Raw genomic sequence first — 24325 nt, 5'->3', positions numbered from 1 at the left:
AACCATACGGAGCAATGTTCCGTTTGGCAACCCGGCTCGGCGGTGGAGGAGTGGCGTGATGGCTCAAGAAGGCACCAAGGCCAAACGCGCGGATGCCCGGCGCAACGAGAAGACGTTGCTCGACGCGGCCGCCGCCGTCTTCGTCACCTCGGGGGTCGAGGCGCCGGTCCGCGACATCGCGGCCAAGGCGGGCGTCGGGATGGGCACGATCTACCGGCACTTCCCGACCAGGGCCGACCTCATCATCGCCGTCTACCGGCACCAGGTCGACGCGTGCGCCGAAGCCGGACCGGAACTGCTGGCGTCGAGCGATTCCCCGTACGAGGCGTTGCGGCGCTGGATCGACCTCTTCGTCGATTTCCTGGTCACCAAACACGGCCTGGCGGCGGTCCTGCAGTCCGACAACGCCGGATTCGAGACGCTGCACGCCTACTTCCTCGACACCCTCTTGCCGGTGTGCGCCCGATTGCTCGACGCCGCCGCGGAGGCGGGCGAGATCCGCTCCGATCTCCAGGCGATGGAAGTCATGCGCGGGGTCGGGAACCTCTGCATCGGTGCCGAAAGCGATCCGCGCTACAACGCGCGCAAGATGGTCGGGATCCTCATCGCGGGACTCGGGACCTAGGTCCTCTTCGGAGCCGAATACGTGGTAATGGTCCACGAGGCACGCTAAAACTCGACTATGGAACGTACACAGTGTTGTGTGGTGGGGGGCGGTCCGGCGGGGATGGTGCTCGGGCTCCTGTTGGCGCGAGCCGGGGTCGAAGTCACCGTTCTCGAGAAGCACAAGGATTTCTTCCGCGATTTCCGCGGCGACACGGTGCATCCGCCGACGCTGATGCTGCTCGACGAACTCGGCCTCGGCGAGCGGTTCGCGGAACTGCCGTCGAAACGGCTCGAGAAGATGCGGATGCTGATCGGCGACAGGACGATCGTCGCCGCCGATTTCAGCCGCGTTCCCGGGCCGCACAAGTACATCGCCATGGTCCCGCAATGGGATTTCCTGAACCTGCTCGCCGAAGCCGCGGCCGGGGAACCGACGTTCACCCTGCGGATGGGGGCCGAGGTGCTCGGCCTGCGCGACGGAGGCGGCGTGCGCTACCGCGATTCCGACGGCGAGGAGCGGGAACTGGCCGCGCCGCTCGTGGTCGGCTGCGACGGCCGGGATTCCTTGATCCGCGCGGAAGCGGGACTCGTGCCGAAGGAGTACGAGGTGCCGATGGACGTCTGGTGGGTCCGGGTGCCCAAACTCGAAGACACCGGCAAAGAGGCCCAGGTGTTCGGCCGGTTCGAGGGCGGGCTCGCCGGCGTGACCATGGACCGCGGCGACTACTTCCAGACCTCGTATCTGATCCGGAAGGGGCAGGACACCGCGCGGCGGGCCGAAGGGATCGACAAGTTCCGTGCCCGCATCGGCGGCCTGTTCGGCTGGAACGACGAGCAGGTGAGCGAGATCCGCGACTGGGACGACGTCAAACTGCTGAAGGTCCGGATGTCGAAGCTGCCGCACTGGTACTCGGGCCGGGTGCTCTGCATCGGCGACGCCGCGCACGCGATGTCGCCGGTCGGCGGGATGGGTGTCAACATCGCGGTGCAGGACGCCGTCGCGGCCGCTCGGATCCTCGCGGCCCCGCTGCTGCGCGGCACGCTGACCGCGCGGGATCTCGCCCGGGTGCAGCGCCGTCGGTCGGTGGCCGTCACGCTCGCCCAGAAGCAGCAACTGGTGGAGCACAAGATGCTCATCGAGCCCGCCCTCGACGGGACCCTGAACGAGCGGACCGTGCCGCTGCCACTCCGGATATCGGACCGCTTCCCGCAGCTCACCGCCTTCGGGGCCTTCATGGGCGGCATCGGCCCCCTGCGCGAGAAAACCCCGGTCTTCGCCCGCCGCTGACCTCGCAATTCGGCACCTGGTTGCGGTACTTGCGCGCGCAAGTACCGCAACCAGGTGCCGAATTGCGCGCACAATGGAGGGGTGAGCGACCCACTGGCGAGTTTCGTCGGCTTCGCGGAGGCTTTGCGCGAAGCCGGTTTGCCGTGCGACGCGCACCGAGTGCAGGCGTACCTCGGAGCCGTCGACGCGATCGACCTAGCCGATCCCGAGCAGCTCTACTGGGCCGGACGGCTGACGTTGTGCGCCGACCCCGACGACCTCCCGCGCTACGACGCCGCGTTCGACGGCTGGTTCACCGAAAAGGAAGCCGGACCACGACGGCGAGGCCGGGAAGCGGCCCCGAAGCGGGCCAGGATCGCCACCCTCGCGCAGGCGCCGGGACAGGGCGAGTCCGGCGCGGAGCCCGACGAACTCCGCGTGGCGGCGAGTGACGAAGAGATCCTGCGCCATCGCGATCTCGCCGAACTGAGCGTCGCCGAACGCGCTCACCTGCGGGAACTGCTCGCGAAACTGCGCCCGGCCCTCCCGCTGCGGTCGTCGCCCCGCCGTCGCGCCGCCCGGCGGGGCACTCTAGATCCGTCACGCACGCTCCGGGCGATGCTGGCAGGCGGCGGCGAGCCCGTGCGCCTGGCGTACCGGCGGAAGGGCGTCAAACCACGCCGCGTCGTCTTCCTGATCGACGTCTCCGGCTCGATGGGGCCGTACGCCGACTCCCTGTTGCGGTTCGCGCACGTCGTGACGCGGCGCGCTCCGGGCCGGGTCGAGGTGTTCACCCTTGGCACCCGGCTCACCAGGGTCTCTCGCCAGCTCCGGCTGCGCGATCCCGAGCACGCCATGCTCGCCGCGGCCGCCGCGGTCCCCGATTTCGCGGGCGGGACCAGGCTCGGCGAGACCCTGCGGGCGTTCCTCGACCGCTGGGGACAACGTGGCGTGGCCAGGCGATCCGTGGTCACCGTGTTCTCGGACGGCTGGGAACGGGGCGACCCCGGCCTGCTCGGCGAGCAGCTCGCCAGGCTGCGGCGGCTCGCGCACGTCGTATTCTGGGTGAATCCGCACGCGGGGCGGGCGGGTTACGCTCCCGTGCAGTCCGGCATCGTGGCCGCGCTCCCGTACCTCGATCGGCTGCTCGCCGGGCACAGCTTGGCCACATTGGAACGACTGCTGGTGGAGATCGCCGATGCGTGACGTACTGGACGAACTGCACCGCCGCTGGGCGGCAGGCGAGACGGTGGGGGTCGGCACCGTGGTGGCGACGTTCTCGTCGGCGCCGCGGAGCCCTGGGGCGGCGATGCTCGTGGCCCCGGACGGCACGGTCACCGGCAGTGTCTCCGGCGGCTGCGTCGAAGGCGCCGTCTACGAGCTCGCGCAGCAGGTGGTCGCCGACCGCGCGCCCGTGCTGCAGCGCTACGGCGTCAGCGACGACGACGCGTTCGCCGTCGGGCTGACCTGCGGCGGGATCATCGACATCTACGTCCAGCACATCGACCGCGACTCGATGCCGGAGCTCGGCGATGTCGTCGAATCGGTCCACAGTGGACAGCCGGTCGCCGTGGTCACGGTGACCGAGCACGAACGGGAGGGCCTGGTCGGCGAGCATCTGATCGTCTGGCCGGACCGGGTCGCCGGTTCGCTCGGTTCGTCGCGGATGGACGACGCCGTCGTCGACGACGCGCGCGGCATGCTCGCCGGCGGCCGCACCGGAACCCTGCGCTACGGGCCGGACGGGCAGCGCCGCGGCGAAGGGATGACGGTCTTCGTCAATTCCTTCGAACCGCCCGCGCGCCTGCTGGTCTTCGGCGCGATCGACTTCGCGGCCGCGATGGCGAAGATGGGCGCGTACCTCGGCTATCAGGTCACGGTCTGCGACGCGCGGCCCGTGTTCGCGACGAAGAGCCGGTTCCCCGACGCGCACGAGGTCGTCGTCGACTGGCCGCATCGCTATCTCGAGGCCGAAGCCGACGCCGGCCGGATCGACGGCCGGACCGCGATCGCCGTGCTCACCCACGACCCGAAGTTCGACGTGCCGTTGCTGGAGGTCGCGTTGCGCCTCGACGTCGGCTACGTCGGCGCGATGGGTTCGCGCAAGACCCACGACGACCGGTTCGCGCGGCTGCGCGAGGCCGGGGTCACCGAGGCGGAACTCGAACGGCTGTCCTCGCCGATCGGCCTCGATCTCGGCGCGCGGACCCCCGAGGAGACGGCGGTGTCGATCGCGGCGGAGATCATCGCGCTGCGGTGGAGCGGTTCGGGCTCGCGGCTCGCCGAACTCAGCGGCCGGATCCACGGCTGACGCCGGGCACCGGCACCGACTGGCTCGACTTGACCACCTCGAAGGCGGGCAGCGTCTCGAACCGTTTGACGTGCTCGTCGAACAGCTTCCTGGACAGGTACCGGCTCGCCTTGAGATCCGGGCTGAGCAGGACGACAACGTAATCCCACTGCCCGACGATGCTGTAGCAGTGCTGGACGCGACGCTCGGCCAGCATCCGCTCGCGGAAGGCCGTGTGGTGCTTTTCGTCGTCGTCGGTCAGCGCCACGAGGACGACCGACGTCATCCCCGCGCCGAGCTCGTCCGGATCGAGCACGGCGACCTCGGCGCGGATCACGCCCGTGGCGCGCAGCCGGGTCAGCCGTCGCTGGACCGCACTGGGGGAGAGGCCGACGGCATCACCCAGATCGTGCAGGGGACGGGCCGCGTCGGCCTGGACGAGGTCGAGCAGCAGGTGGTCGATCTCGTCGAGAGGCACGCAAGATTTTTGCACGCGGGCGGGAAAATTTACAATCGCCATGATCGGCTCCGGGCCTAGCTTGAGCGTCATGGACCTGAAGCTGGACAACGTCGCCGAGGCGGCGAAGGTGATCGATCCCGTTTTCCTGAATTCCCCGCAGTACAGCGACGAACAGCTGAACGAACGGCTCGGCAGAAACGTGCTGGTGAAGATCGAGACGCTGAATCCGTTGCGCAGCTTCAAAGGCCGGGGCGCGGACTACTTCGCGGCCGGGCTGGAACCCGGCACCACGATGGTGTGCGGCACCAGCGGCAACTTCGGGCAGGCCGTCGCGTACGCCGCCCGCGAACACGGTCTGCGGGCCGAGGTGTTCGTCCCCGCCGACATCTCCCCGGTCAAACTGCGGCGGATGAAGACCTTGGGCGCGCGGGTGCGCCGGGTCGACGGCGAGGCGAAGGTCGCCGCGGCCATCTTTGCCGCCGAAGCCCCGGATCGCGTCTTCGTGGTCGACGGCCGTGAGCCGGCGATCTCCGAAGGGGCGGGCACGATCGGGCTGGAACTGGCGGAAGCGGGCGGGATCGACACGGTCGTGCTGCCGGTCGGCGACGGCGCGCTGATCGCCGGCGTCGCGCTCTGGCTCAAGGCGCAGACGCCGGACGTCCGGATCGTCGGTGTCGGGACCACGTCGGCTCAGGCGATGGTGACGAGCTGGCGGGCCGGTGAGCCGGTCACCGTCGACCGGGTGAACTCGTTCGCCGGTGGCATCTCGATCCGCACCCCGGAACCCGAATCCATCCGGCGCCTGCGCTCGCTCGTGGACGACTTCGTGCTGGTCGAAGACGACGATCTGCGCGCGGCCATGCGGCTGGGCGCGGAAACCCTCGGCATCCTCCCGGAACCGGCGGGGGCCGCCGGCCTGGCCGCGCTGACCTTGCACGACATCCCCGGCGACCGGGTCGCCACCGTGGTCACCGGGGCGAACGCCGCCTGGCCTCATGAATGGTGAGGACGGTTCTCTTGCCTTCCTCTCGATGACCGTCCTTACCACTTATGAGTCAGTACCGAATGGACACTCGCCGCATCTCCGCGCCTGCGGCGATAACCCTGCTCTTTCAACGCATCTGCGCCACCGTCGAGGAGTCACCCCCTGGTGGGGGTTGCCCTGGCCGGACCTGAGTAGCACGCTCGACTGTGAGTCCGATCACGGTCGCCCCGGGGTCGGTCCGTGACAACCGAATGACCGGCCGCTCCCGAACGACCCCGGACCAGCGCGGGGTTTCTCTTGCTTTTGGAGGCCTGATGCGCATCACCGTCACCGTCGACGGAACCACCTACACAGACGACGTCGAGCCCCGAACCCTCCTCGTGCACCATCTGCGCGAACGGGTCGGGAAGGTAGGCACCGTGGTCGGTTGCGACACCAGCAACTGCGGAGCCTGCACCGTCCACCTCGACGGGCACAGCGTGAAATCCTGTTCGGTACTCGCGGTCCAGGCCGACGGCTGCGAGGTCACCACGATCGAGGGACTCGCCCGCGACGGCGAACTGCATCCGGTGCAGAAGGCCTTCCACGAGAATCACGCGCTCCAGTGCGGTTTCTGCACGCCCGGCATGATCATGCAGTCGATCGACCTGCTCGCCGACAATCCCGATCCGGACGAGAAGGCCGTCCGGGAAGGTCTCGAAGGCAACCTTTGCCGGTGCACGGGCTATCAGAACATCGTCCGCGCGGTCCGCGACGCCGCCCACCAGATGCGGCCCGGTGCCGGTCCGGAGGCCGAGCGGCTCGCCTCGGACACCGCTTCCCGTGTCGGCGCGGGTGGTGAGTGATGACCTCCACGATCGAACCGGAGGTGGGCAAGTCCCGTCGCCGCAAGGAGGACGAGCGCCTCATCACCGGCAGGACCCGCTGGACCGACAACCTGACCTTGCCCGGCATGCTGCATCTCGCGGTGCTCCGCAGTCCGTTCGCGCACGCCAAGATCGTCTCGATCGACGTCACCGAGGCGAAGTCCGCGCCGGGTGTGGTCGCGGTGTTCACCGGGAAGGACCTCGACCCGGAAAGCGCCATCGGCATGCCGTGCGCGTGGCCGATCACCCCGGACATGAAGTCGCCGAGGCGGCCCATCCTCGCTTCGGACACGGTGAACTTCGCCGGTGAGGGTGTCGCGGTGGTCGTCGCCCGGACGTCGGCCGAAGCACACGACGCGCTCGAGTCGATCGACGTCGAGTACGACGAACTGCCGGTCGTTCTCGGGCTCGAAAACGCGCTCGCCGAGGGCGCGCCGCTGGTGCACGAGGACCTCGGCACCAACCAGAACGCGGTCTGGGTCTTCGACTCCGCCGACGCGGGAACGGGTTCCAGCGTCGAGGACGCCATCTCGAACTCCGAGGTCGTGCTCAAACGACGCTTCCGTCAGCAGCGCCTGGTGCCGGCGTTCATGGAACCGCGGGCGTGCGTCGTCGACCCGACGGGCAGCCAGCTGGTCATGTGGTCGGCCACCCAGGTCCCGCACATCCTCAAGACGATGACCGCGGCCACGCTCGGCCTGCCCGAGCACAAGGTGCGGGTGATCGCGCCCGACGTCGGCGGCGGGTTCGGCGGCAAGATCGCCGTGCTGCCCGAAGAGATGATGTCGACGCTCATCGCCCAGCGGCTCGGCAAACCGGTCAAGTGGAACGAGTCCCGGTCGGAGACGATGGTCGCCGCGCACCACGGCCGCGACCAGATCCAGGACCTCACCATCACCGCGAACCGCGACGGCACGGTGACCGGCCTCAAGGTCGAACTGCTCGCCGACATGGGCGCGTACCTCGGCCTCGTCGGCCCTGGCGTGCCGATCCTCGGCGCGTTCATGTTCAACGCCATCTACAAGTTCCCGGCGTACCACTTCGCCTGCACCAACGTGTTCACCAACACCACGCTCACCGACGCGTATCGCGGCGCCGGGCGGCCGGAGGCCACCTTCGGGATCGAGCGGATGATGGACGAACTCGCCGTCGAGCTGGGCATGGACCCGATGGAGATCCGCGAGAAGAACTGGATCAAGCACGAGGAGTTCCCGTTCACCACGGTGGCCGGGCTGACCTACGACTCGGGCAACTACGAGGCCGCGACCGCCAAGGCCAAGGAACTCTTCGACTACGACGGGCTTCGCCGCGAGCAGAAGGAGCGACGGGAATCGGGCGACCCGGTCCAGCTCGGTATCGGCATCTCGACGTTCACCGAGATGTGCGGTCTCGCGCCGTCGCGGGTGCTCGGTTCGCTGGACTACGCGGCAGGCGGCTGGGAGCACGCGGAGATCCGGGTGCTGCCGACCGGCAAGATCGAGGTCATCACCGGCGCCTCCGCGCACGGCCAGGGCCACGAGACGGCGTGGAGCCAGATCGTCGCCGACAAACTCGGCATCCCGTTCGAGGACATCGAGGTCATCCACGGCGACACCCAGTCCTCGCACAAGGGCATGGACACCTACGGCTCGCGGTCGCTGGTGGTCGGCGGGATCGCGGTGGTCAAGGCGGCGGACAAGGTGCTCGCCAAGGCCAAGCCGATCGCGGCACATCTGATGGAGTGCGCCGAGGACGACCTCGAATTCTCGGCGGGCAAGTTCTCGGTCAAGGGCACGGATTCCTCGACGTCCATCCAGGACATCGCGTGGGCCGTGTTCTCGGCGCACAACCTGCCGGACGGCGTCGAACCGTCGCTGGATTCGTCGGACACGTTCGATCCGGAGAACTTCTCCTTCCCGCACGGCACGCATCTGTGCGCGGCCGAGGTCGACACCGAAACCGGGCGTGTGCGGTTGCGCTCCTACGTCTGCGTCGACGACGTCGGCGTGGCCGTCAATCCGCTGATCGTCGAAGGCCAGGTGCACGGCGGGCTCGCGCAGGGCATCGCGCAGGCGTTGTTCGAGGAGGCCGTCCACGACGAAGGCGGCACGCTGACCACCGGGACGTTCGCCGACTACCTGCTCCCGTCGGCGGCGGACCTGCCCAGCTTCACCACCGACCGCACCGAGACACCGTCGACGACGAACCCGTTGGGCGCCAAGGGAGTCGGCGAGGCGGGCACGATCGCCTCGACCCCGGCGGTGGTCAACGCCGTGGTCGACGCCGTCCGGCACTTCGGGGTGAACGACATCGAAATGCCGTTGACCCCGATGCGGGTCTGGCACGCCGTCCAGCACGGGTCGGCCGCCGCGGGCGGGCTGGGCTCCGAAGCCGGTGGCGGTCTCGGTTCGATCGACGCCACCGGAGGTGCCCAGTGATCCCGGCCCCGTTCGACTACGTCGCTCCGTCCACAGTGGACGAAGCGATCAGCGCGCTCGCCGAAGCGGGTGAGGACGCCAAGGTACTGGCGGGCGGGCAAAGCCTGCTTCCGGTGCTGCGAATGCGGCTCGCCACGCCGACCACACTGGTCGACCTCGGGAAGGTCGCCGAACTCCGTGGTGTCCGCGACGACGGCGACGCGCTGGTGATCGGCGCGATGACCACGCATTACGACGTCCAGCGGGACGCGCTGGTCGCCGAGCACGCCGCGTTGCTCAAGGCCGCCACCGACACGGTGGCCGATCCGCAGATCCGCCATCGAGGCACGTTCGGCGGCGCCATCGCGCACGCCGATCCCGCCGGTGACCTGCTCGCCCCCGTGCTCGCGCTCGGTTGCGAACTCGTCGTCGCCGGGCCGGGCGGACGGCGGACGGTCGCCGCGGCGGACTTCTTCCAGGACATGTTCACCACCGCGCTCGCCGCGGACGAGCTCCTGATCGAGGTCCGCGTGCCGAAACACACCGGCTGGCGCGCCCACTACGAGAAGTTCAACCGGGTCGCCCAGGCGTGGTCGATGGTCGCGGTCGCGGCCTGCGTCCGCACCGAGGCGGGCACCATCGAGGAAGCGCGGGTCGCGCTGACCAACATGGGCTCGACACCGGTGCGGGCGGCCGGGGTCGAGGAGGCGCTGGTCGGCTGCGCGGCCACCGCCGAGGCGATCCGCGGCGCGGCCGAACGCGCGGCCGAGGGCACGAACCCCACGGCCGACGGCAATTCCGATGTCGAATACCGGCAGCACCTCGCCAGGGTGCTGACCGGCAGGGCGGTTCTCGCCGCGGCAGGTTCGTAAAAGACACAGAAGGGAGGTCGGCCCGTGCGGCTCGACCACGAATTCACCGTTCCCGCCCCGGTCGACGAGGTCTGGAAGGCCGTCATCGACCCGGAACGAGTGGCGCCGTGCATGCCGGGCGCCACCGTCACCGAAGTCGACGGAGACGCCTTCAAAGGCACGGTGAAGGTCAAGCTCGGGCCGATCTCCCTGCTCTACAAGGGAACCGGACACTTCGTCGAGAAGGACGCCGACACCAAGAAGGTCGTGATCAAGGCCGCGGGCAAGGACGCGCGGGGAGCGGGCACGGCGTCGGCGACGGTGACGCTCACCTTGACCGAGAAGGACGGTGTCACCCATGGCGCCGTCGCCACGGAGCTGGCGGTCACCGGTAAGCCCGCGCAGTTCGGGCGCGGGATGATCTCCGAGGTCGGCGGCAAGATCCTCGACTCCTTCGCGGATTGCCTGTCCGGCAAACTCGGCACGCCCGAGCCCGAGAAACCCCAGGAACGCCCGCCGTTGCAAGCGGTCAAGCCGGTGACGGAGGGCGAAGCCATCGACCTGATGGAGTACGTGGGCGGATCCGTGGTGAAACGCGCGGCTCCGGTGCTGGTGGTGCTCGCCGGGGTGCTCCTGGTCGTCGCCATCGTGCGGGCTGTGACGCAACGGACGAAATAGCGGCTTCCGTCAGCCGTTGAACCCGGTATGAAGGCGGATCACGAAGTCGACGTGGTGGTGGTCGGGGCCGGTCAGGCCGGTCTGTCGGCGGCGTATCACCTGCGCCGCGCGGGATTCGCCAACGAGGCGGGTTTCGTCGTGCTCGACCACGGCAAACGACCCGGTGGTGCCTGGCAGTATCGCTGGCCTTCGCTGGTGATGGAGAAGGTCCACGGCGTCCACGACCTTCCGGGCATGTCCTTCGGCACTCCGGATCCGAAACAGCCCGCGGCCGAGGCCGTCGCCGAGTACTTCGGCCGTTTCGAGCGCACCTACGACCTTCCAGTCCATCGGCCCGTCGACGTCCTGTCGGTGAGCGCCGAGGACGAGAGGCTGGTCGTGGCGAGCGCTGCGGAAACCTGGGCCGCGCGTGCGGTGATCAGCGCGACCGGCACCTGGGACCGCCCGTTCTGGCCGTACTACCCGGGGCAGGAGACCTTCCGCGGCCGCCAGCTGCACACCGCGGACTACACCGGCGTCGGCGACTTCCGCGGCAAACGCGTCGTCGTGGTCGGCGGTGGCGCGTCGGCCGTCCAGCTGCTGCTGGAGATGGCGCCCTTCACGCGCTCGACGCGCTGGGTGACGCGGCGTCCGCCGGTCTGGCGCGACGAGCCGTTCAGTGAGGACTGGGGCCGGGAGGCCGTCGCCAAGGTCGACCGGCGGGTCCGGGAGGGCCTGCCGCCGAAAAGCGTCGTGAGCGTGACCGATCTGGCGGTGACGCCCGAGGTGCGGGCGGGGCTCGACGCGGGCATCCTCGACCGGCGTCCGATGTTCCAGCGGATCGCGCCGGACGGGGTGGAGTGGGCGGACGGCACCTTCGAACCCGCCGACATCATCCTGTGGGCCACCGGATTCCGTGCCGCGATCGACCATCTCGCGCCGTTGCGCCTGCGCGCGCAGGGCGGCGGGATCCGGATGGACGGCACCAGGGTCGTCGCCGAACCGCGGCTGCATCTGGTCGGCTACGGCCCGTCCGCCAGCACCGTCGGCGCGAACCGGGCGGGGCGAGCGGCCGTCACCGAGATCCGGCGCCTGCTCGGACGCTGACGTCGTCGAGGATCCCGGCCAGCTCGGCTGGCCGCCGCGCGGCGAGCGGCATCGAACGGTCCTTGCCGGCGCGATGATCCCCGGCGCCCGTCGAGCTCGGTCGCCCCAAAGGGTGGCAAAGAATGGTCGGCGGGGCGTCTTGTTCTCTGTCCGGTATCTCCGGAAGGTCACACCCACACTTTCCGACAGGGGAACAAAACCGCGATATTCGCCATGGGGGATGAACATGTCTTCGATTCACCACGCCGCGCCGCCTGACCGCGTCCGTTCCGGTACCTGCCTTCCGGAGCTGCTCGGACACTGGTCGGGAACGCGGCCGGAGGCGGTCGCCGTCGTCGACGGTGACCGCGAAATGACTTTTCGTGGACTCGAAGAAGCAAGTACGGGACTCGCCGCGCACCTCGCCGGGCTGGGAATCGGCGCGAACGACACCGTCGGCCTGTACGTCGAGCCTTCCGCGGACCTGATGGTCGGCGTCTGGGGCATTCTCTTTTCCGGGGCGGCTTATCTGCCGTTGTCCCCCGAGTATCCGGAAGATCGGTTGCGGTACATGCTCGAAGACAGCCACACCGGCGTTGTCGTCACGCAGCCGCGTCTCGCCGGGCGGCTCGCCGGATGGGTGCCCGACGGGACACGGATCGTGTCGGTGGCCGATGCCCGCGGCGGGATCCCGCGCGGGCCTTCGCCGGACTCGCTCGCCTACGTCATCTACACCTCCGGCAGCACCGGGAAACCGAAGGGCGTGATGATCGAGCACCACAGTGTCGTGTCGCAGCTGCGCTGGCTCCAGGCCTGCGGACATCTGGACACGAACGTCACGGTGCTGCAGAAGACACCGATGAGTTTCGACGCCGCGCAATGGGAGATCCTGGCGCCCGCCGCGGGTGCCCGCGTGGTGCTGGGCGCGCCGGGGAGTTTCCGGGATCCCGAAGCCCTGATCGACACGGTGGTGAAGCACGACGTCACCACCTTGCAGTGCGTGCCGACATCGCTGCAGGCGTTGCTCGACACGGAACGCCTCGGCGGCTGCACCTCCTTGCGGAAGCTGTTCTCCGGCGGTGAGGCGCTTTCGCGACGGCTCGCCAAGGAACTCGCCCGCGAGCTGCCGTCGGCGCGACTGGTCAACCTCTACGGGCCGACCGAATGCACGATCAACGCGACCGCCCACGTCGTCGACCCGGACACGCTCGACGACAGCGCCGCGACGGTCCCGATCGGCGTGCCTGTCGACAACACCCAGTGCTTCGTGCTCGACGCCGACCTCGCCCCGGTCGACATCGGGGAGACGGGCGAGCTGTACATCGGAGGCGTCCAGCTGGCCCGTGGCTACCTGAACCGGCCCGAGCAGATGAGCGAGAACTTCGTGCCGAACCCGTTCATCCCGACCGAACGGTTGTACCGCACCGGAGATCTCGTCCGCTGGAACGCGGACGGCACCCTCCAGTTCGTCGGCCGCGCCGACAACCAGGTCAAGCTGCGCGGTTACCGCGTCGAGCTCGACGAGATCGCGGTGGCGATCGAGGAGCACACCTGGGTGCGCCGGGCCGCGGCGGTGGTGACCGACGACCCGCGGACCGGGTCGAAGGCGCTCGTCGCGTGCGTGGAGCTGAATCCGCGCGAGGCCGCGGTGATGGATCAGGGCAACCACGGCGGGCACCACCAGTCGAAGGCCGACAAGCTGCAGGTCAAGGCACAGCTGTCGAATCCAGGCGTGCGCGACGCCGGGGATCGTCCGGTGATCGCGTTGCCGGGCAAGCGGGAAACCGCTCATCAGCGCCGGGAGGTCTTCGCCCGCAAGACTTATCGCCACTACGAGGGTGGCGCCGTCACCCGCGACGACCTCGCTGCGCTCCTGACGCCGGGCCCCGTCGGCACGTACTCTCGTGAACCCGGCGAGCTCGCGTTCGCCGAACTGGGCGAGCTCCTGCGGTGGTTCGGCCGGTTCCGTAGCGACGAGCGGCTGCTCCCGAAGTACTCCTACGCCTCGCCGGGCGCGCTTTACGCGACGCAGTTGTACCTGGAGACCAGCGGTCTCGACGGCCTCGGCGCAGGGATGTACTACTACCACCCGATCGGCCACACCTTGGTCCGGATCGGCGCGAGCGCGGGCACCGGGCATTCGGTGCATTTCATCGGCCACACCGGCGCCATCGAGCCGGTCTACCGGAACAACATCCGCGAGGTTCTCGAATTCGAGGCAGGCCATATGGTCGGGGTGTTCGAGGAGATCCTCCCCGGATACGGCCTCACGATCACCCCGGCGGCGTTCGACCCCGCGGTCGCCGTCCGCGCCGAGGCCGCCGCAGGCGACCACTATCTCGGCACGTTCTCCTTGCACGCCGACGACGGCGAGCCACGACGGGACGACATCGAGCTGTTCGTGCAAACCCATCCGGGGCGCGTCGAGGGGCTCCCCGCCGGCACCTACCGCTGGCGGGACGGCGACTTCGAACGGATCTCCGCCGAGCTGATCGAGTCCAAGCGCGTGATCGCGATCAACCAGCAGGTGTACGGGCGCGCGGCCTTCGGCATCACCGCGGTCAGCCGCACCGCCGACGAGCGGCTCGAGTACGCCGGTCTCGGCGCCAAGCTGCATCGCTTGCAGCGCAACGGTTCCGGATTCGGCTTCATGTCGTCGGGCTACAGCTCGAAGAGCGGTCACCCGCTGCCCGCCGCCCGGCGGATCGACGACATCCTCACCGGGCAGGGCATCGCCCCCGGACCGTCGTACTTCTTCCTCGGCGGCAAGGTGAGCCCGGAGCAGATACGCAGCGAGGGCATGCGGGAAGACGCCGTGCACATGAAGGGCCCGGCGGAGATCATCCGCGACGAGCTCGCGACCACCCTGCCCGGCTACATGCTCCCCAACCGGGTGCTGGTGCTGGACACGTTGCCGTTGACAGCGAACGGAAAGGTCGACGCGAACGCGCTGGCGGAGACCGGCGCCGTCCGCTCCGCGAGCAGCGGCGCGCCGTACGTCGCGCCCTCGACGAGCCACGAACGGTGGCTGGCCGAGGTGTGGGGCAAGACGCTGAACTATGACGACGTCTCGGTCCGCGACGACTTCTTCGCCGCGGGCGGCAACTCGCTGACCGCGGTCTCCCTGGTGAACCGGATCAATCGCGAGTACGGCACCCGGTTGCCGCTGCAGGTCGTCTTCGAACGCCCGAAGCTCGCCGAGCTGGCCGCCCGCATCGGCGAGCACTCCGCTCGACCCTCGTCACGACTGGTCCCCTTGGCCACGGGCGGCGGCCGCCCGGTGTTCTGCTGGCCGGGACTCGGCGGTTATCCGATGAACCTGCGGCCGCTGGCTTCGGAAAGCGGCTTGGGACGGCCGTTCCACGGCGTGCAGGCTCACGGGATCAACGCCGACGAGACGCCGTACGCCACTGTCGAGGAGATGGCGAAGGCCGACGTCGCCGAGATCCGGCGCGTCCAGCCGGAGGGTCCGTACACGCTCTGGGGCTACTCGTTCGGCGCGCGGGTCGCCTTCGAAACGGCTTGGCAGCTGGAGAGGCTGGGGCAGCGTGTGGACGACCTGCTGTTGATCTGCCCGGGCAACCCCGAGGTCGGGGATAGCGGGGACAGGGTGGCGAGCTACACGAACCCGGCGTACCTGACAATCCTGCTGTCGGTGTTCCTCGGGACGATCTCCGGACCGGAACCGCTGGCCTGCCGGGAGACCGTCCGCGACGAAGACGGCTTCGTGGCCTTCGTGGCGAAGTTGATGCCCGCCCTCGGCGAGCAGCTGATCCGGAGGATCGTCCGGATCGTCGAGGAGACCTACGAGTTCGACTACAGCTTTCGTGAACTCGCGCGGCGGCGGATCGCCGCCAGGGTGACGCTGTTCAAGGCCGACGGCGACGACTACTCGTTCGTCGAGAACAGCTCCGGGTATTCGGCCACGCCACCGGAGGTGGTCACGCTCGAAGGCGATCACTACAGCGTCCTCAAGGAAGACGGGGTCGCGGAACTGGTGTCTGCGATCCGCGCCCGGCTCTGACCAGCGAAGGAGAACCAGTGCCCGACTCTCTCGGTCCCCGCCTCAAGGTCGGCGTCGTCGTCCCGTCCACCAACACCTCGGCCCAGCCGGAACTGGACGCGCTGCGCCCCGACGGCGTCACCAACCACACCGGCCGGATGGTCATCGACGACGACCCGATGGTCGACGAACCCGGCTTCGGCCACGTCATGGCCGGTATCCGGCGGTCGACGCGGCCGGCGGTCCGCAGCGTCATCGGCTGCGACCCCGGCTGCGTGATCATCGGCGTCTCACCGGAGAGTCATTGGGAGGGAACGCCCGCGCACGGGCGTGTCCACGCCGCGATGCGGGAAGCGGCGGGCGGCCGTCCGGTGACGATGAGCCCGGACGCGATCAACGCCGCGCTCGCGGCGCACGACGTCCGCCGAATCGCGGTCATCACGCCGTACCTGCCGGTCGGCGACGACTCGGTGCGCCGGTTCTTCGGCGACAGCGGCTACGACCTGCTGAACCTCCACGGCCTCGGCATGCCCAGCCCGGCCAAGATCTCGCACGTCTCCGAGACGGAACTCCGGGACGCGGTCAAGGAGGTCGACGGCGCCGACGTCGAAGCCATCGTCCAGGTCGGCACCAACGTCGCCATGGCGCGGGTCGCGGCGGCCGCCGAATTCTGGCTCGGCAAACCGGTCCTTTCGAACAACGTCGTCCTGTACTGGCATGCCCTGCGCCAGAACGGCATCGCCGACCGTGTACGCGGCTTCGGCTCCCTGCTGTCGGAGCACTGAACGACCGGTATTTGACTGGTCGTTACAGAACGTGGGATGCTGGCGGCATGCCCCGTCCCAAGGGATTCGATACCACCGAGGTGCTCGACGCCGCGGTCGGAACGTTCTGGCGCAAGGGGTACTCGGCCACGTCGGCGCAGGACCTCGTCGACGGCACCGGCCTGGGGCGGGGAAGCCTGTACAACACGTTTTCCGGCAAGCGGCAGCTGTTCAGCGAGGCGCTGCGCCGCTACGAGGAGACGTCTGCCACCCGGGTCGAGGAGATGCTGGCCGCGCCGGGGACCATCCGCGCGCGGATCAGACGCGTCCTGATGGACGTGGTCGACGACGAGCTGGACTCCTCGGCCGGACATCGCGGCTGTCTCGCCGTCAACGCCGCCCTCGAACTCGGCGGGATGGACGACGAGGTCACCGCCCGCGTCCGTCACAACTTCGAGCGGGTGGAGAACGCGTTCCACGCCGAGTTCGCCGCCGCGCGGCAGGAGGGCGAGATCGGCGAGGGCCGGGATCCGCGGGCACTGGCGCAGTTCACTCTCGCCGCGATGTACGGCTTGCGAGTGCTCGGAAAGACCGCGGACCGGCAGGCGCTCACCCAAGTAGTCGAAACCACCATCCAGGCGTTGTGATGTTCCAGGTTTCGTGACAGGACCCCGCGCTCGCGCGGTTTTCCTGTGTTCTCATTCTTTAACGAACATTCCACTATCTCGAGGAGTGAAAGCCAGTCATGACGGAGACGGTCGCGGTGCTCGGCACCGGAATCATCGGCGCCCCGGTCGCCCGGAACCTGAGCAAGGCCGGGTTCGCGGTCCGGGCCTGGAACCGCACCGCGGCCAAGGCCGAAGCGCTCTCCGGGGACGGTGTCCAGGTCGCGGCGAGCGCCGCGGACGCCGTCGAGGAAGCGTCCGTCGTGATCACGGTCCTCACCGACGGCCCGGCGGTGCTGGAGGCGATCCGCGCGGCCGCCCCCGCCGCCGGCACGATCTGGGTGCAGCTCAGCACCGTCGGCGACGCGGTCGACGAACTGGTCGCGTACGCCGACGAGCAGGGTCTCGTCTTCGTCGACGCTCCGGTGCAGGGCACCCGCCAGCCCGCCGAACAGGGCCAGCTGGTCGTGCTCGCGGCGGGCACGGCCGAGGCGCGGGAGACCGTCCAGCCGTTGTTCGACGCGATCGGCAAGCGCACGCTGTGGGTCGGCGAAGACGGCCGCTCCGGTGCGGCGAGCAGGCTCAAACTGGTGCTGAACACCTGGGTGATCGCGCTGACCCACGGCGTCGGCGAGGCATTGGCGCTGGCCGAAGGACTCGGTGTCGACCCGCGGCACTTCGTCGACGTCGTCACCGGCGGCCCGATGGACAACGGCTACTTCCAGGCGAAATCGGCCGCGATCCTCAAGAACGACTACACCACCGCCTTCTCGGTCGACAACGCCGAGAAGGACGCCCGGCTGGTGCTGGAAGCCGCGGCTCGCGCCGGTGTCCGGATGGACGCGGTCGAAGCGGGGCGAGCCCGCTTCGCTCGCGCGTCCGAAGCCGGACACGGCGACGAGGACATGGCCGCCGGTTACTTCGCCTCCTTCGACCGCAAGTAGTCACCTACTTGCGGTTCACGTAGCGCACCTGCGTCGCTTTTCCGGCTTCGAATCCCTCCCTGCCGGCGAGGTGCTCCGGGACGCCGACCTCCCACCAGGCACCGGCCTCGGTCCAGGAGTTCGGCTGGGTCCGCACCACGACCACCGCCGGACGGTTCTCGGCCACCGCGGCTTCCCGTGCCTTCGCGTACGACGCGCGCACATCGTCCAAAGAGGACGCCGTGAACACCGCGCAGCCCAGTGACTCCGCATGTCGCGCGAAGTCGACCCGCGGGGGAGTGGCATGCGCGCTCCGGCAGTCGGCGAGGAAGTTGTTGAACGGTTTGCCGCCTTGCCCCTCCTGTAGCCGGGCGATGACCGCGAAGCCGTCGTTGTCGCAGACCACCGCCACGAAAGGATGTCCGGCGAAGGCCGCCGAGAACAGTTCGGAGTTCAGCATCAGGTACGAACCGTCGCCGAGCATCGTGGTGACCAGGCCGCCGGTGTGCGCCATCGCGGCACCCCACGCGCCCGCGAGCTCGTACCCCATGCACGAGAAGCCGTACTCGACGTCCATGCTGACCGATCCCGATCCGCGCCAGCCGCCGATCAGTTCTCCCGGCATCCCGCCGGACGCGGTCATCACGTAGTCGTGCGGCTCGGAGAGGTCGTTGACCGCGCCGACGACCTGGGCGTAGGTCGGCACTTCGCCGGCGGCACCGCGCAGCACGTCGATATGCGCGTCCCATCGGCCGCGTTCCGCCGCCGCCCGCTCTGTCCACAAAGGATCGACCTGCCAGCTTTCCAGCTGGGCGGCCAGGTCCGTGAGACCCGCGTCGGCGTCACTCACGACGGCCAGCGCACCGTGCTTGACGGCGTCGAACCGGGCGGCGTTCAGGGTGATCAGCCGGACGTCGGGGGAGAACACCGTCCAGGACGCCGTGGTGAAGTCCTGCAAGCGGGTGCCGACGGCGAGTACGACATCGGCCTCGGCGGCCAGGACGTTCGCCGACGTTGAACCGGTGACGCCCAGCGGACCGGCGTGCAGCGGATGGCCGTGCGGCACCAGGGTGCGCCCGGCCGTCGTTTCGGTGATGGGGATGCCGTGCCGCTCGGCGAAGGCCAGCGCACGTTCACCGGCGCCGGAGTAGCGGACGCCGCCGCCCAGCACCAGCAACGGTTTCCGGGACGCCCGCAGCGCGCCGGCCGCTTCGGTGAGTGCTCGGCGATCGGGCCGCGGACGCGGCGGGCGGTGGGTCACCGGTGAGAAGAGCGCGTCCGGGAAGTCGTACGTCTCCGCCTGGACGTCCTGAGGGAGGGCCAGCGTCACCGGGCCCGCGTCCGCCGGATCGGTCAGCACCCTGGCGACCTGGGGCAGCGTCGAGAGCAGCTGCTCCGGCCGGACGATCCGGTCGAAATATCGGCTCACCGGGCGGAACGCGTCGTTGACCGTGGCCGTCGGGTCGCCGAAATGCTCCACCTGCTGCAGCACCGGATCCGGCGCGCGGCTGGTGAAGGTGTCACCGGGGAGCAGCAGGATCGGCAGCCGGTTCGCGTGCGCGACCCCGGCCGCGGTGACCATGTTCAGCGCGCCGGGCCCGATCGACGACGTCACCACGCCGACCTGGCGCCGATGCGTCGCCTTGGCGTAGCCGACCGCCGCGAGCGCCATGCCCTGCTCGGTCTGCCCGCGCCACAAGGGGAGTTCGTCGCGGTGCTCCTCCAGCGCGGTACCGAGACCGAGGACGTTGCCGTGCCCGAAGATCGCGAAGACACCCGGGAACAAGGGGACTTCCCGTCCGTCCAGGGTTTCCGACCGCTGCGCGAGCAGCCAGCGCACCAGGGCCTGTGCCGTGGTCAGCTTCATGACACCCGTCCTTCGTGGCTCGTGACCGGGCAGCGTGGGTCGAGTTCCTGGTCGCTCCAGGTCTCGCGGACCCAGCCGTGCGCGGGGTCGTCGCAGAACGCCATCGAACGCTCATCGGCCGGCCCGGCCAGGACGTTCAGGTAGTACATCGGGTAGCCCGGCGCGGCGACACAGGGACCGTGGTAGCCGCGCGGGATCAGGAAGACGTCGCCGTCCCGGACCGCGACGTCCTCGTCCAGTTCACCGTCGGCGGTGTACGTCCGATGGAGACCGAACCCTTCGCGCGAAGGTGTCACTCCGTCGCGGCCCGCGATGCGGAAGTAGTAGATCTCCTCGTTGACGACCTGGCATTCGGACGCCTCGTCGTGTTTGTGCGGCGGGTACGAGGACCAGTTGCCGCCGGGGGTGATCAGCTCGCACGCGTTCAGCTTGTCCGCGTGGTCCCAGACACCGGGCACCCCGAAATTGGTGACCTGTCTCGTCGCCTGCCCCGCGCCGCGCACCTCCACCGGCACGTTCTCGGCAGGTCCGTAGCGCGGTTCGAGACGACGGGTGCAGCGCGCCATCGGAAGCGCGACCTCGATTCCTTCCTGTGTCGACAACTCGACTTCGGCATCGCGTGGCACGTACGCGAAATCCGTGACACGGGTGAACACCGAGTCCCGCCCCGCGAGTTCGAAGACCTGCCCGTCGACCCGGACGGTGCACCCGCCGGACAGCGGCAGGACGAACGCTTCGAACTCGCCGGTGCGCACCGGCCTCGTCTCACCGGCGGCCAGCGAGAGCACCCGCAGGCCGCTGTACGTCCAGCCCGCCGAATCCGGGCCGAGCCGGACGGGATCCCGCTCGTCCGAAAGCGTCCCGAGTGGACGGTGCAGCTTGCTCACAGCAACTCCTCGATCTCGTCGGCGGTGGGCATGGCGTCGGCACAGGCGAGCCGGGAGGCGACGAGCGCGCCCGCCGCGTTGGCGTACGTGGCGATGCGCACCGGATCCCAACCGGAAAGCAGACCGTGGATCAGCGCACCGCCGAACCCGTCACCCGCGCCGAGCCCGCACACGACCTCGACCCGCAGGGGTGGCACGGTCCAGCGGCCCTCGGCGGTGGCCACCAGCACACCCTCCGCGCCCTTCTTGATCACCGCCAGTTCGACGCCCCTGGCCAGCATGCGGGACGCGGCCTCGTCGGGATCCGCCGTGCCGACGGCCACCTCCGCCTCGGTGCGGTTGCCGACGGCGACCGTGACGTGGTCGAGCATCCAGCCGATCTCTTCGCGCGCTATCTCGGTGTCGGGCCAGAACATCGGCCGGAAGTCGAGGTCCAGCACCGTGTGCGACCGGCGTCCGCGCCGCTCGAGCATCTTGCGCTGGGTGCCGCGCGCCGGTTCGACGGAGACGCCGGTTCCGGTGACCCACAGCAGCGGCACCGTTTCCACGACGTCCCAGGGCACGTCGGTCTCGGTGAGGGTCAGATCCGGCGCGATGGGGGACCGGTAGAACAACAGCGGCGGATCCGCGGGCGGGTTCAGCGCGCAGAACACCACCGGTGTCTGCAACCCCGCCGACGTCCCCACGTGATCCGGGGACACACCGAACTCCCGCAATGCTTGCCGCACGTAGTCACCGAAGCCGTCCGGGCCGACCTTCGTCAGCACCGACGTCGAGCGGCCGAGCCGCGCGGCGGCGACCGCGACGTTGGTCGCGGTGCCGCCGAGCGATTTGGCGAAGGTGCTGACCCCGGCCAGCGGCACGCCGCTCTGCTCGGGATAGAGGTCCACCCCGACCCGGCCGACGGTCAGTGCTTCGAGAGCGGTCATGAAGGGGACTCCACAGCTCGCAATTCGTGTTCGAGGGCTTCCAGTTCCGCGCCGCCCGCCATCTGCCGGGTCAGTTCGGCCAGGTCGATCTCGGACTTCTCGTAGGCGCCGAGGGACACGCCCCGTTTGAGCAGCAGGAAGCGATCGGCCACCGGGAACGCGTGGTGCGGGTTGTGCGTGATCAGCACGACGCCGAGCCCGCGGTCACGGGCCTGCGCGACGTACTTGAGCACGACACCGGCCTGCTTGACACCCAACGCGGCCGTCGGCTCGTCGAGGATCAGCACTTTCGCCCCGAAGTACACCGCCCGCGCGATGGCCACGCACTGCCGCTCGCCGCCGGACAGCGTGCCGACCGGCTGTTCGACGTCGCGCAGGTCGATGCCCATGTCGGACAACGCCTTCTTGGTCGTCTCCCGGCCCTTCTTCCGGTCGAGCGCGCGGAACGGGCCGAAGCCGACCGTCGGTTCGGAGCCGAGGAAGAAGTTCCGCCACACGCTCATCAGGGGTACGACCGCCAGATCCTGGTACACCGTCGCGATGCCGCGATCGAGCGCCTCACGCGGCGAAGCGAACTTGACCGGCTCGCCCTCGACCAGGAATTCGCCCCTGTCGTGCTGGTGGACCCCGGCCAGGATCTTGATCAGGGTGGACTTGCCGGCGCCGTTGTCGCCGAGCACACAGGTGACCTCGCCCGCGTTGACCACCGTGGACACGTCGCGCAACGCGATCACGCTGCCGTAGGTCTTGCCGACTTCCTTGACCTCGAGAAGATGGCTCATCGTCGCACCCTTTCCGCGCGCCGCCGGAAGGCGTTGTTGACCAGGACCGCGGACAGCAGCATGACCCCGAGGAACAGCATGAACCAGTCGCTGTCCCAGCGGGCGAACACGATGCCCTGCCTCGCCATCCCGAAGATCAGCGCGCCGATCGCGGCGCCGATCGCCGAACCGAACCCGCCGGTCAGCAGGCAGCCGCCGATCACGGCCGCGATGATGTACTGGAACTCCAGCCCGATGCCCTGGTTCGCCTGGACGCTCGCGAACCGCAGGATGTTGATCGAGCCGACCAGCCACGCGGCGAGCGCGGTGGTCATGAACAGCATGATCTTGGTGCGCACCACCGGGACCCCGACCGCGCGCGAACTCTGCGCGGAACCGCCGACGGCGAAGATCCAGTTGCCGAACCGGGTCCGGACCAGCAGCCAGGCCGCCAGCACGGCGAACCCGATCCACCACACGATGGAGATCTGGAACGCCGTCCCGCCGATGTCCACTGTGGACGCGAAGACGAAACCGGCGGACTCGTAGCCGTCGGTCGACCGCATCCCCGACACCTGGACGGTGCCGGTGACCAGGCGGGTCACGCCGAGGTTGAGCCCTTGCAGCGCCAGGAACGTGCCCAGGGTGACGATGAAACTGGGCAGGCCGGTGCGCATCACCAGCCAGCCGTTGAACGCGCCCACCGCGAGAGCGAAGACCAGCGACGCGAACAGCGCGAGCCAGACGTTCCAGCCCGCCTGCGTCGCCAGTGTCGCGGTGACGAGCGCGGTGGACGCCGTCATCACGCCCGCCGAGAGGTCGAACTCACCGCCGATCATCAGCAGGGACACGGCGACCGCCATGATGCCGAGCGTCGAGGCGTCGTCCAGCCAGGTCGCCACGCCGCTGCCGCTGAAGAACTGGTCGGTGACGAGGGTGAAGAACAGGAAGACGACGACGGCGCCGAGCAGCGCGCCGATCTCGGGGCGGACGACCAGCCGATCGAGCAGCCGGGGTTTCGCGATCCGTTCGTCGAGCATGGTGGTTGTCATCGCGTGCCCCTTTGCACGTACTGGCCGACGGTGTCCACAGTGGATTTGTCGACCAGGTCGGGCCCGGTGAGCACCGGCTTCCCGCCGCCGACGACGTTCGCGTTGTCCCGGTAGAGCTTGAGGAACTGCACCGGGAGGTAGCCCTGCTCGTACTGCTGCTGATCGACCGCGAACAGCACGTCACCCGCCTTGATCGCACCGACCACGTCGGTGTTCAGGTCGAAGGTGCCGACCTGGGCCGTCGAGCCCACCGCCTTGATCGCGCTCACCGCCCGGGCCGCGACCTGTGAGTTCAACGTCAGAACGGCGTCGAGCGAAGAGTCGGTCTGTACCGCGCCCCTGATCCGGGATTCGGCGTCGGTGGGGTTGCTGATGTCGACCTGCAGGGTCTGCACGTCGCCCGCGAAACCGGTCTTGGCGCCGTCGCACCGCTGGGCTTGCCCCACGTTGCCGGCTTCGTGCACCACGCAGAGCAGCTTCTTCTTGCCGAGCTCCCGGAACTTCTTTCCGGCTTCCTCGCCGGCGATGGTCTCGTTCTGCCCGACATGGGTGAGCGCGCCGTAGCCCGCGCTCTTGTCCTCGCCGGAGTTGATGGTGATGACCGGGATCCCCGCGCGGACCGCGTTCTCGATCGAGGTCTTGAGCGCCTCCGGATTCGCCATCGACACCACCAGCCCGCCGACCCGCTGGGCGACCGCGTTGTCGATCAGCTTGGCTTGGTTGCCGGGGTCCCCGTCGGAGTTGTACTCGACCTGGACGTCGAGCTGCCTGCCCGCCTCCTCGGCGCCGTTCTTGACCACGTTCCAGAACGCGTCACCCGCCGTGCCGTGCGAGATGACCGCGACCCGCAGCGGACCGCTTGGCTGCGTCGTCGTCGCCGGGCCCGCACCTTCGGCGGGTTTCTCCTCGGCCTTCGGCCCGGTGCACGCGGACAGGAGCACCAGCCCCGCCACGACCACCAAAGCCTTCCTCAAGCGATGGGACATCGTCGTCTCTCCTCGCTTCTTCCG

At 69.2% G+C, this 24325-nt stretch carries 21 protein-coding genes; 14 read left to right on the top strand and 7 right to left on the bottom strand.

Annotated elements, in window-relative coordinates; genetic code table 11:
- The first annotated feature begins 58 nt into the window (after window positions 1-58).
- The 4 genes from DL991_RS24005 to DL991_RS23990 all read left to right on the top strand — a co-directional run bounded on the left by DL991_RS24005 (window position 59) and on the right by DL991_RS23990 (window position 4184).
- Complete coding sequence (locus tag DL991_RS24005) at window positions 59-625, top strand: TetR/AcrR family transcriptional regulator (protein WP_125786591.1); 567 nt, start codon at window positions 59-61, stop codon at window positions 623-625.
- A 57-nt stretch (window positions 626-682) separates the two neighbouring features.
- The gene (locus tag DL991_RS24000) at window positions 683-1894 is read left to right on the top strand and encodes an FAD-dependent oxidoreductase (RefSeq protein ID WP_125786590.1); all 1212 of its coding nucleotides are present in this window, start codon (window positions 683-685) and stop codon (window positions 1892-1894) included.
- 81 nt (window positions 1895-1975) lie between these two features.
- Entirely contained in the window at window positions 1976-3079 is a 1104-nt protein-coding gene (locus DL991_RS23995) for a VWA domain-containing protein (RefSeq protein WP_125786589.1), read from the top strand.
- Window positions 3072-4184: an XdhC/CoxI family protein gene (locus tag DL991_RS23990; RefSeq protein WP_125786588.1), complete on the top strand. Its 1113-nt coding sequence runs from the start codon at window positions 3072-3074 to the stop codon at window positions 4182-4184. The genes DL991_RS23995 and DL991_RS23990 overlap by 8 nt, the downstream gene beginning before the upstream one ends.
- Here DL991_RS23990 and DL991_RS23985 read toward each other — a convergent pair.
- Window positions 4162-4641, bottom strand: coding sequence for an Lrp/AsnC family transcriptional regulator (locus tag DL991_RS23985; protein ID WP_125786587.1), 480 nt, complete (start codon window positions 4639-4641; stop codon window positions 4162-4164). The genes DL991_RS23990 and DL991_RS23985 overlap by 23 nt on opposite strands.
- A 70-nt stretch (window positions 4642-4711) precedes the next feature.
- On the opposite strand from DL991_RS23985, the gene DL991_RS23980 reads away from it, so the two are divergent.
- The 10 genes from DL991_RS23980 (at window position 4712) to DL991_RS23935 (ending at window position 17840) form a co-directional block, all read left to right on the top strand.
- Complete coding sequence (locus DL991_RS23980; protein ID WP_125786586.1) at window positions 4712-5629, top strand: threonine/serine dehydratase; 918 nt, start codon at window positions 4712-4714, stop codon at window positions 5627-5629.
- Between the two features lie 293 nt (window positions 5630-5922).
- Window positions 5923-6453: a (2Fe-2S)-binding protein gene (locus DL991_RS23975; RefSeq protein WP_125786585.1), complete on the top strand. Its 531-nt coding sequence runs from the start codon at window positions 5923-5925 to the stop codon at window positions 6451-6453.
- Complete coding sequence (locus DL991_RS23970) at window positions 6453-8891, top strand: xanthine dehydrogenase family protein molybdopterin-binding subunit (protein ID WP_125786584.1); 2439 nt, start codon at window positions 6453-6455, stop codon at window positions 8889-8891. The genes DL991_RS23975 and DL991_RS23970 overlap by 1 nt, the downstream gene beginning before the upstream one ends.
- Window positions 8888-9742: a xanthine dehydrogenase family protein subunit M gene (locus DL991_RS23965; RefSeq protein ID WP_125786583.1), complete on the top strand. Its 855-nt coding sequence runs from the start codon at window positions 8888-8890 to the stop codon at window positions 9740-9742. The genes DL991_RS23970 and DL991_RS23965 overlap by 4 nt, the downstream gene beginning before the upstream one ends.
- 24 nt (window positions 9743-9766) lie before the next feature.
- Window positions 9767-10399 carry an SRPBCC family protein gene (locus DL991_RS23960; protein WP_125786582.1) on the top strand — a complete coding sequence of 211 codons (633 nt, stop codon included), beginning with the start codon at window positions 9767-9769 and terminating at the stop codon, window positions 10397-10399.
- A 27-nt stretch (window positions 10400-10426) separates the two neighbouring features.
- Complete coding sequence (locus tag DL991_RS23955) at window positions 10427-11485, top strand: NAD(P)-binding domain-containing protein (protein ID WP_125786581.1); 1059 nt, start codon at window positions 10427-10429, stop codon at window positions 11483-11485.
- 226 nt (window positions 11486-11711) lie between these two features.
- A complete protein-coding gene (locus DL991_RS23950; RefSeq protein WP_233598953.1) occupies window positions 11712-15488 on the top strand; it encodes an amino acid adenylation domain-containing protein in 3777 nt (1258 codons plus the stop codon).
- A gap of 17 nt (window positions 15489-15505) precedes the next feature.
- Window positions 15506-16252, top strand: coding sequence for an arylmalonate decarboxylase (locus DL991_RS23945; RefSeq protein ID WP_125786579.1), 747 nt, complete (start codon window positions 15506-15508; stop codon window positions 16250-16252).
- 47 nt (window positions 16253-16299) lie between these two features.
- Window positions 16300-16878: a TetR/AcrR family transcriptional regulator gene (locus DL991_RS23940; protein WP_125786578.1), complete on the top strand. Its 579-nt coding sequence runs from the start codon at window positions 16300-16302 to the stop codon at window positions 16876-16878.
- Window positions 16879-16976: 98 nt separating this feature from the next.
- The gene (locus DL991_RS23935) at window positions 16977-17840 is read left to right on the top strand and encodes an NAD(P)-dependent oxidoreductase (protein ID WP_125786577.1); all 864 of its coding nucleotides are present in this window, start codon (window positions 16977-16979) and stop codon (window positions 17838-17840) included.
- A gap of 4 nt (window positions 17841-17844) precedes the next feature.
- On the opposite strand, the gene iolD is transcribed toward DL991_RS23935, so the two are convergent.
- Genes iolD through DL991_RS23905 form a run of 6 tightly spaced genes read right to left on the bottom strand, consistent with a single transcriptional unit; the run spans window position 17845 to window position 24301 of the window.
- Window positions 17845-19686 (bottom strand): 3D-(3,5/4)-trihydroxycyclohexane-1,2-dione acylhydrolase (decyclizing), encoded by a 1842-nt coding sequence (iolD, locus tag DL991_RS23930; RefSeq protein WP_199754041.1) that lies wholly within the window; start codon window positions 19684-19686, stop codon window positions 17845-17847.
- On the bottom strand, window positions 19683-20573 hold the full coding sequence (iolB, locus tag DL991_RS23925; RefSeq protein WP_125786575.1) for a 5-deoxy-glucuronate isomerase: 891 nt from the start codon (window positions 20571-20573) through the stop codon (window positions 19683-19685). Before iolB ends, iolD begins: the two co-directional genes overlap by 4 nt.
- Window positions 20570-21502, bottom strand: coding sequence for a 5-dehydro-2-deoxygluconokinase (iolC, locus tag DL991_RS23920; protein ID WP_125786574.1), 933 nt, complete (start codon window positions 21500-21502; stop codon window positions 20570-20572). The genes iolB and iolC overlap by 4 nt, the downstream gene beginning before the upstream one ends.
- On the bottom strand, window positions 21499-22284 hold the full coding sequence (locus tag DL991_RS23915) for an ATP-binding cassette domain-containing protein (protein WP_125786573.1): 786 nt from the start codon (window positions 22282-22284) through the stop codon (window positions 21499-21501). The genes iolC and DL991_RS23915 overlap by 4 nt, the downstream gene beginning before the upstream one ends.
- The gene (locus tag DL991_RS23910; RefSeq protein WP_125786572.1) at window positions 22281-23315 is read right to left on the bottom strand and encodes an ABC transporter permease; all 1035 of its coding nucleotides are present in this window, start codon (window positions 23313-23315) and stop codon (window positions 22281-22283) included. The genes DL991_RS23915 and DL991_RS23910 overlap by 4 nt, the downstream gene beginning before the upstream one ends.
- On the bottom strand, window positions 23312-24301 hold the full coding sequence (locus DL991_RS23905; RefSeq protein WP_125786571.1) for a sugar ABC transporter substrate-binding protein: 990 nt from the start codon (window positions 24299-24301) through the stop codon (window positions 23312-23314). Before DL991_RS23905 ends, DL991_RS23910 begins: the two co-directional genes overlap by 4 nt.
- Window positions 24302-24325 lie beyond the last annotated feature (24 nt).

The organism is Amycolatopsis sp. WAC 01375 (assembly GCF_003947325.1).
Classification (GTDB): domain Bacteria; phylum Actinomycetota; class Actinomycetes; order Mycobacteriales; family Pseudonocardiaceae; genus Amycolatopsis.
The sequence above is the reverse complement of the archived record's forward strand: the minus strand, read 5'-3'. Positions and strand labels throughout refer to the sequence as shown.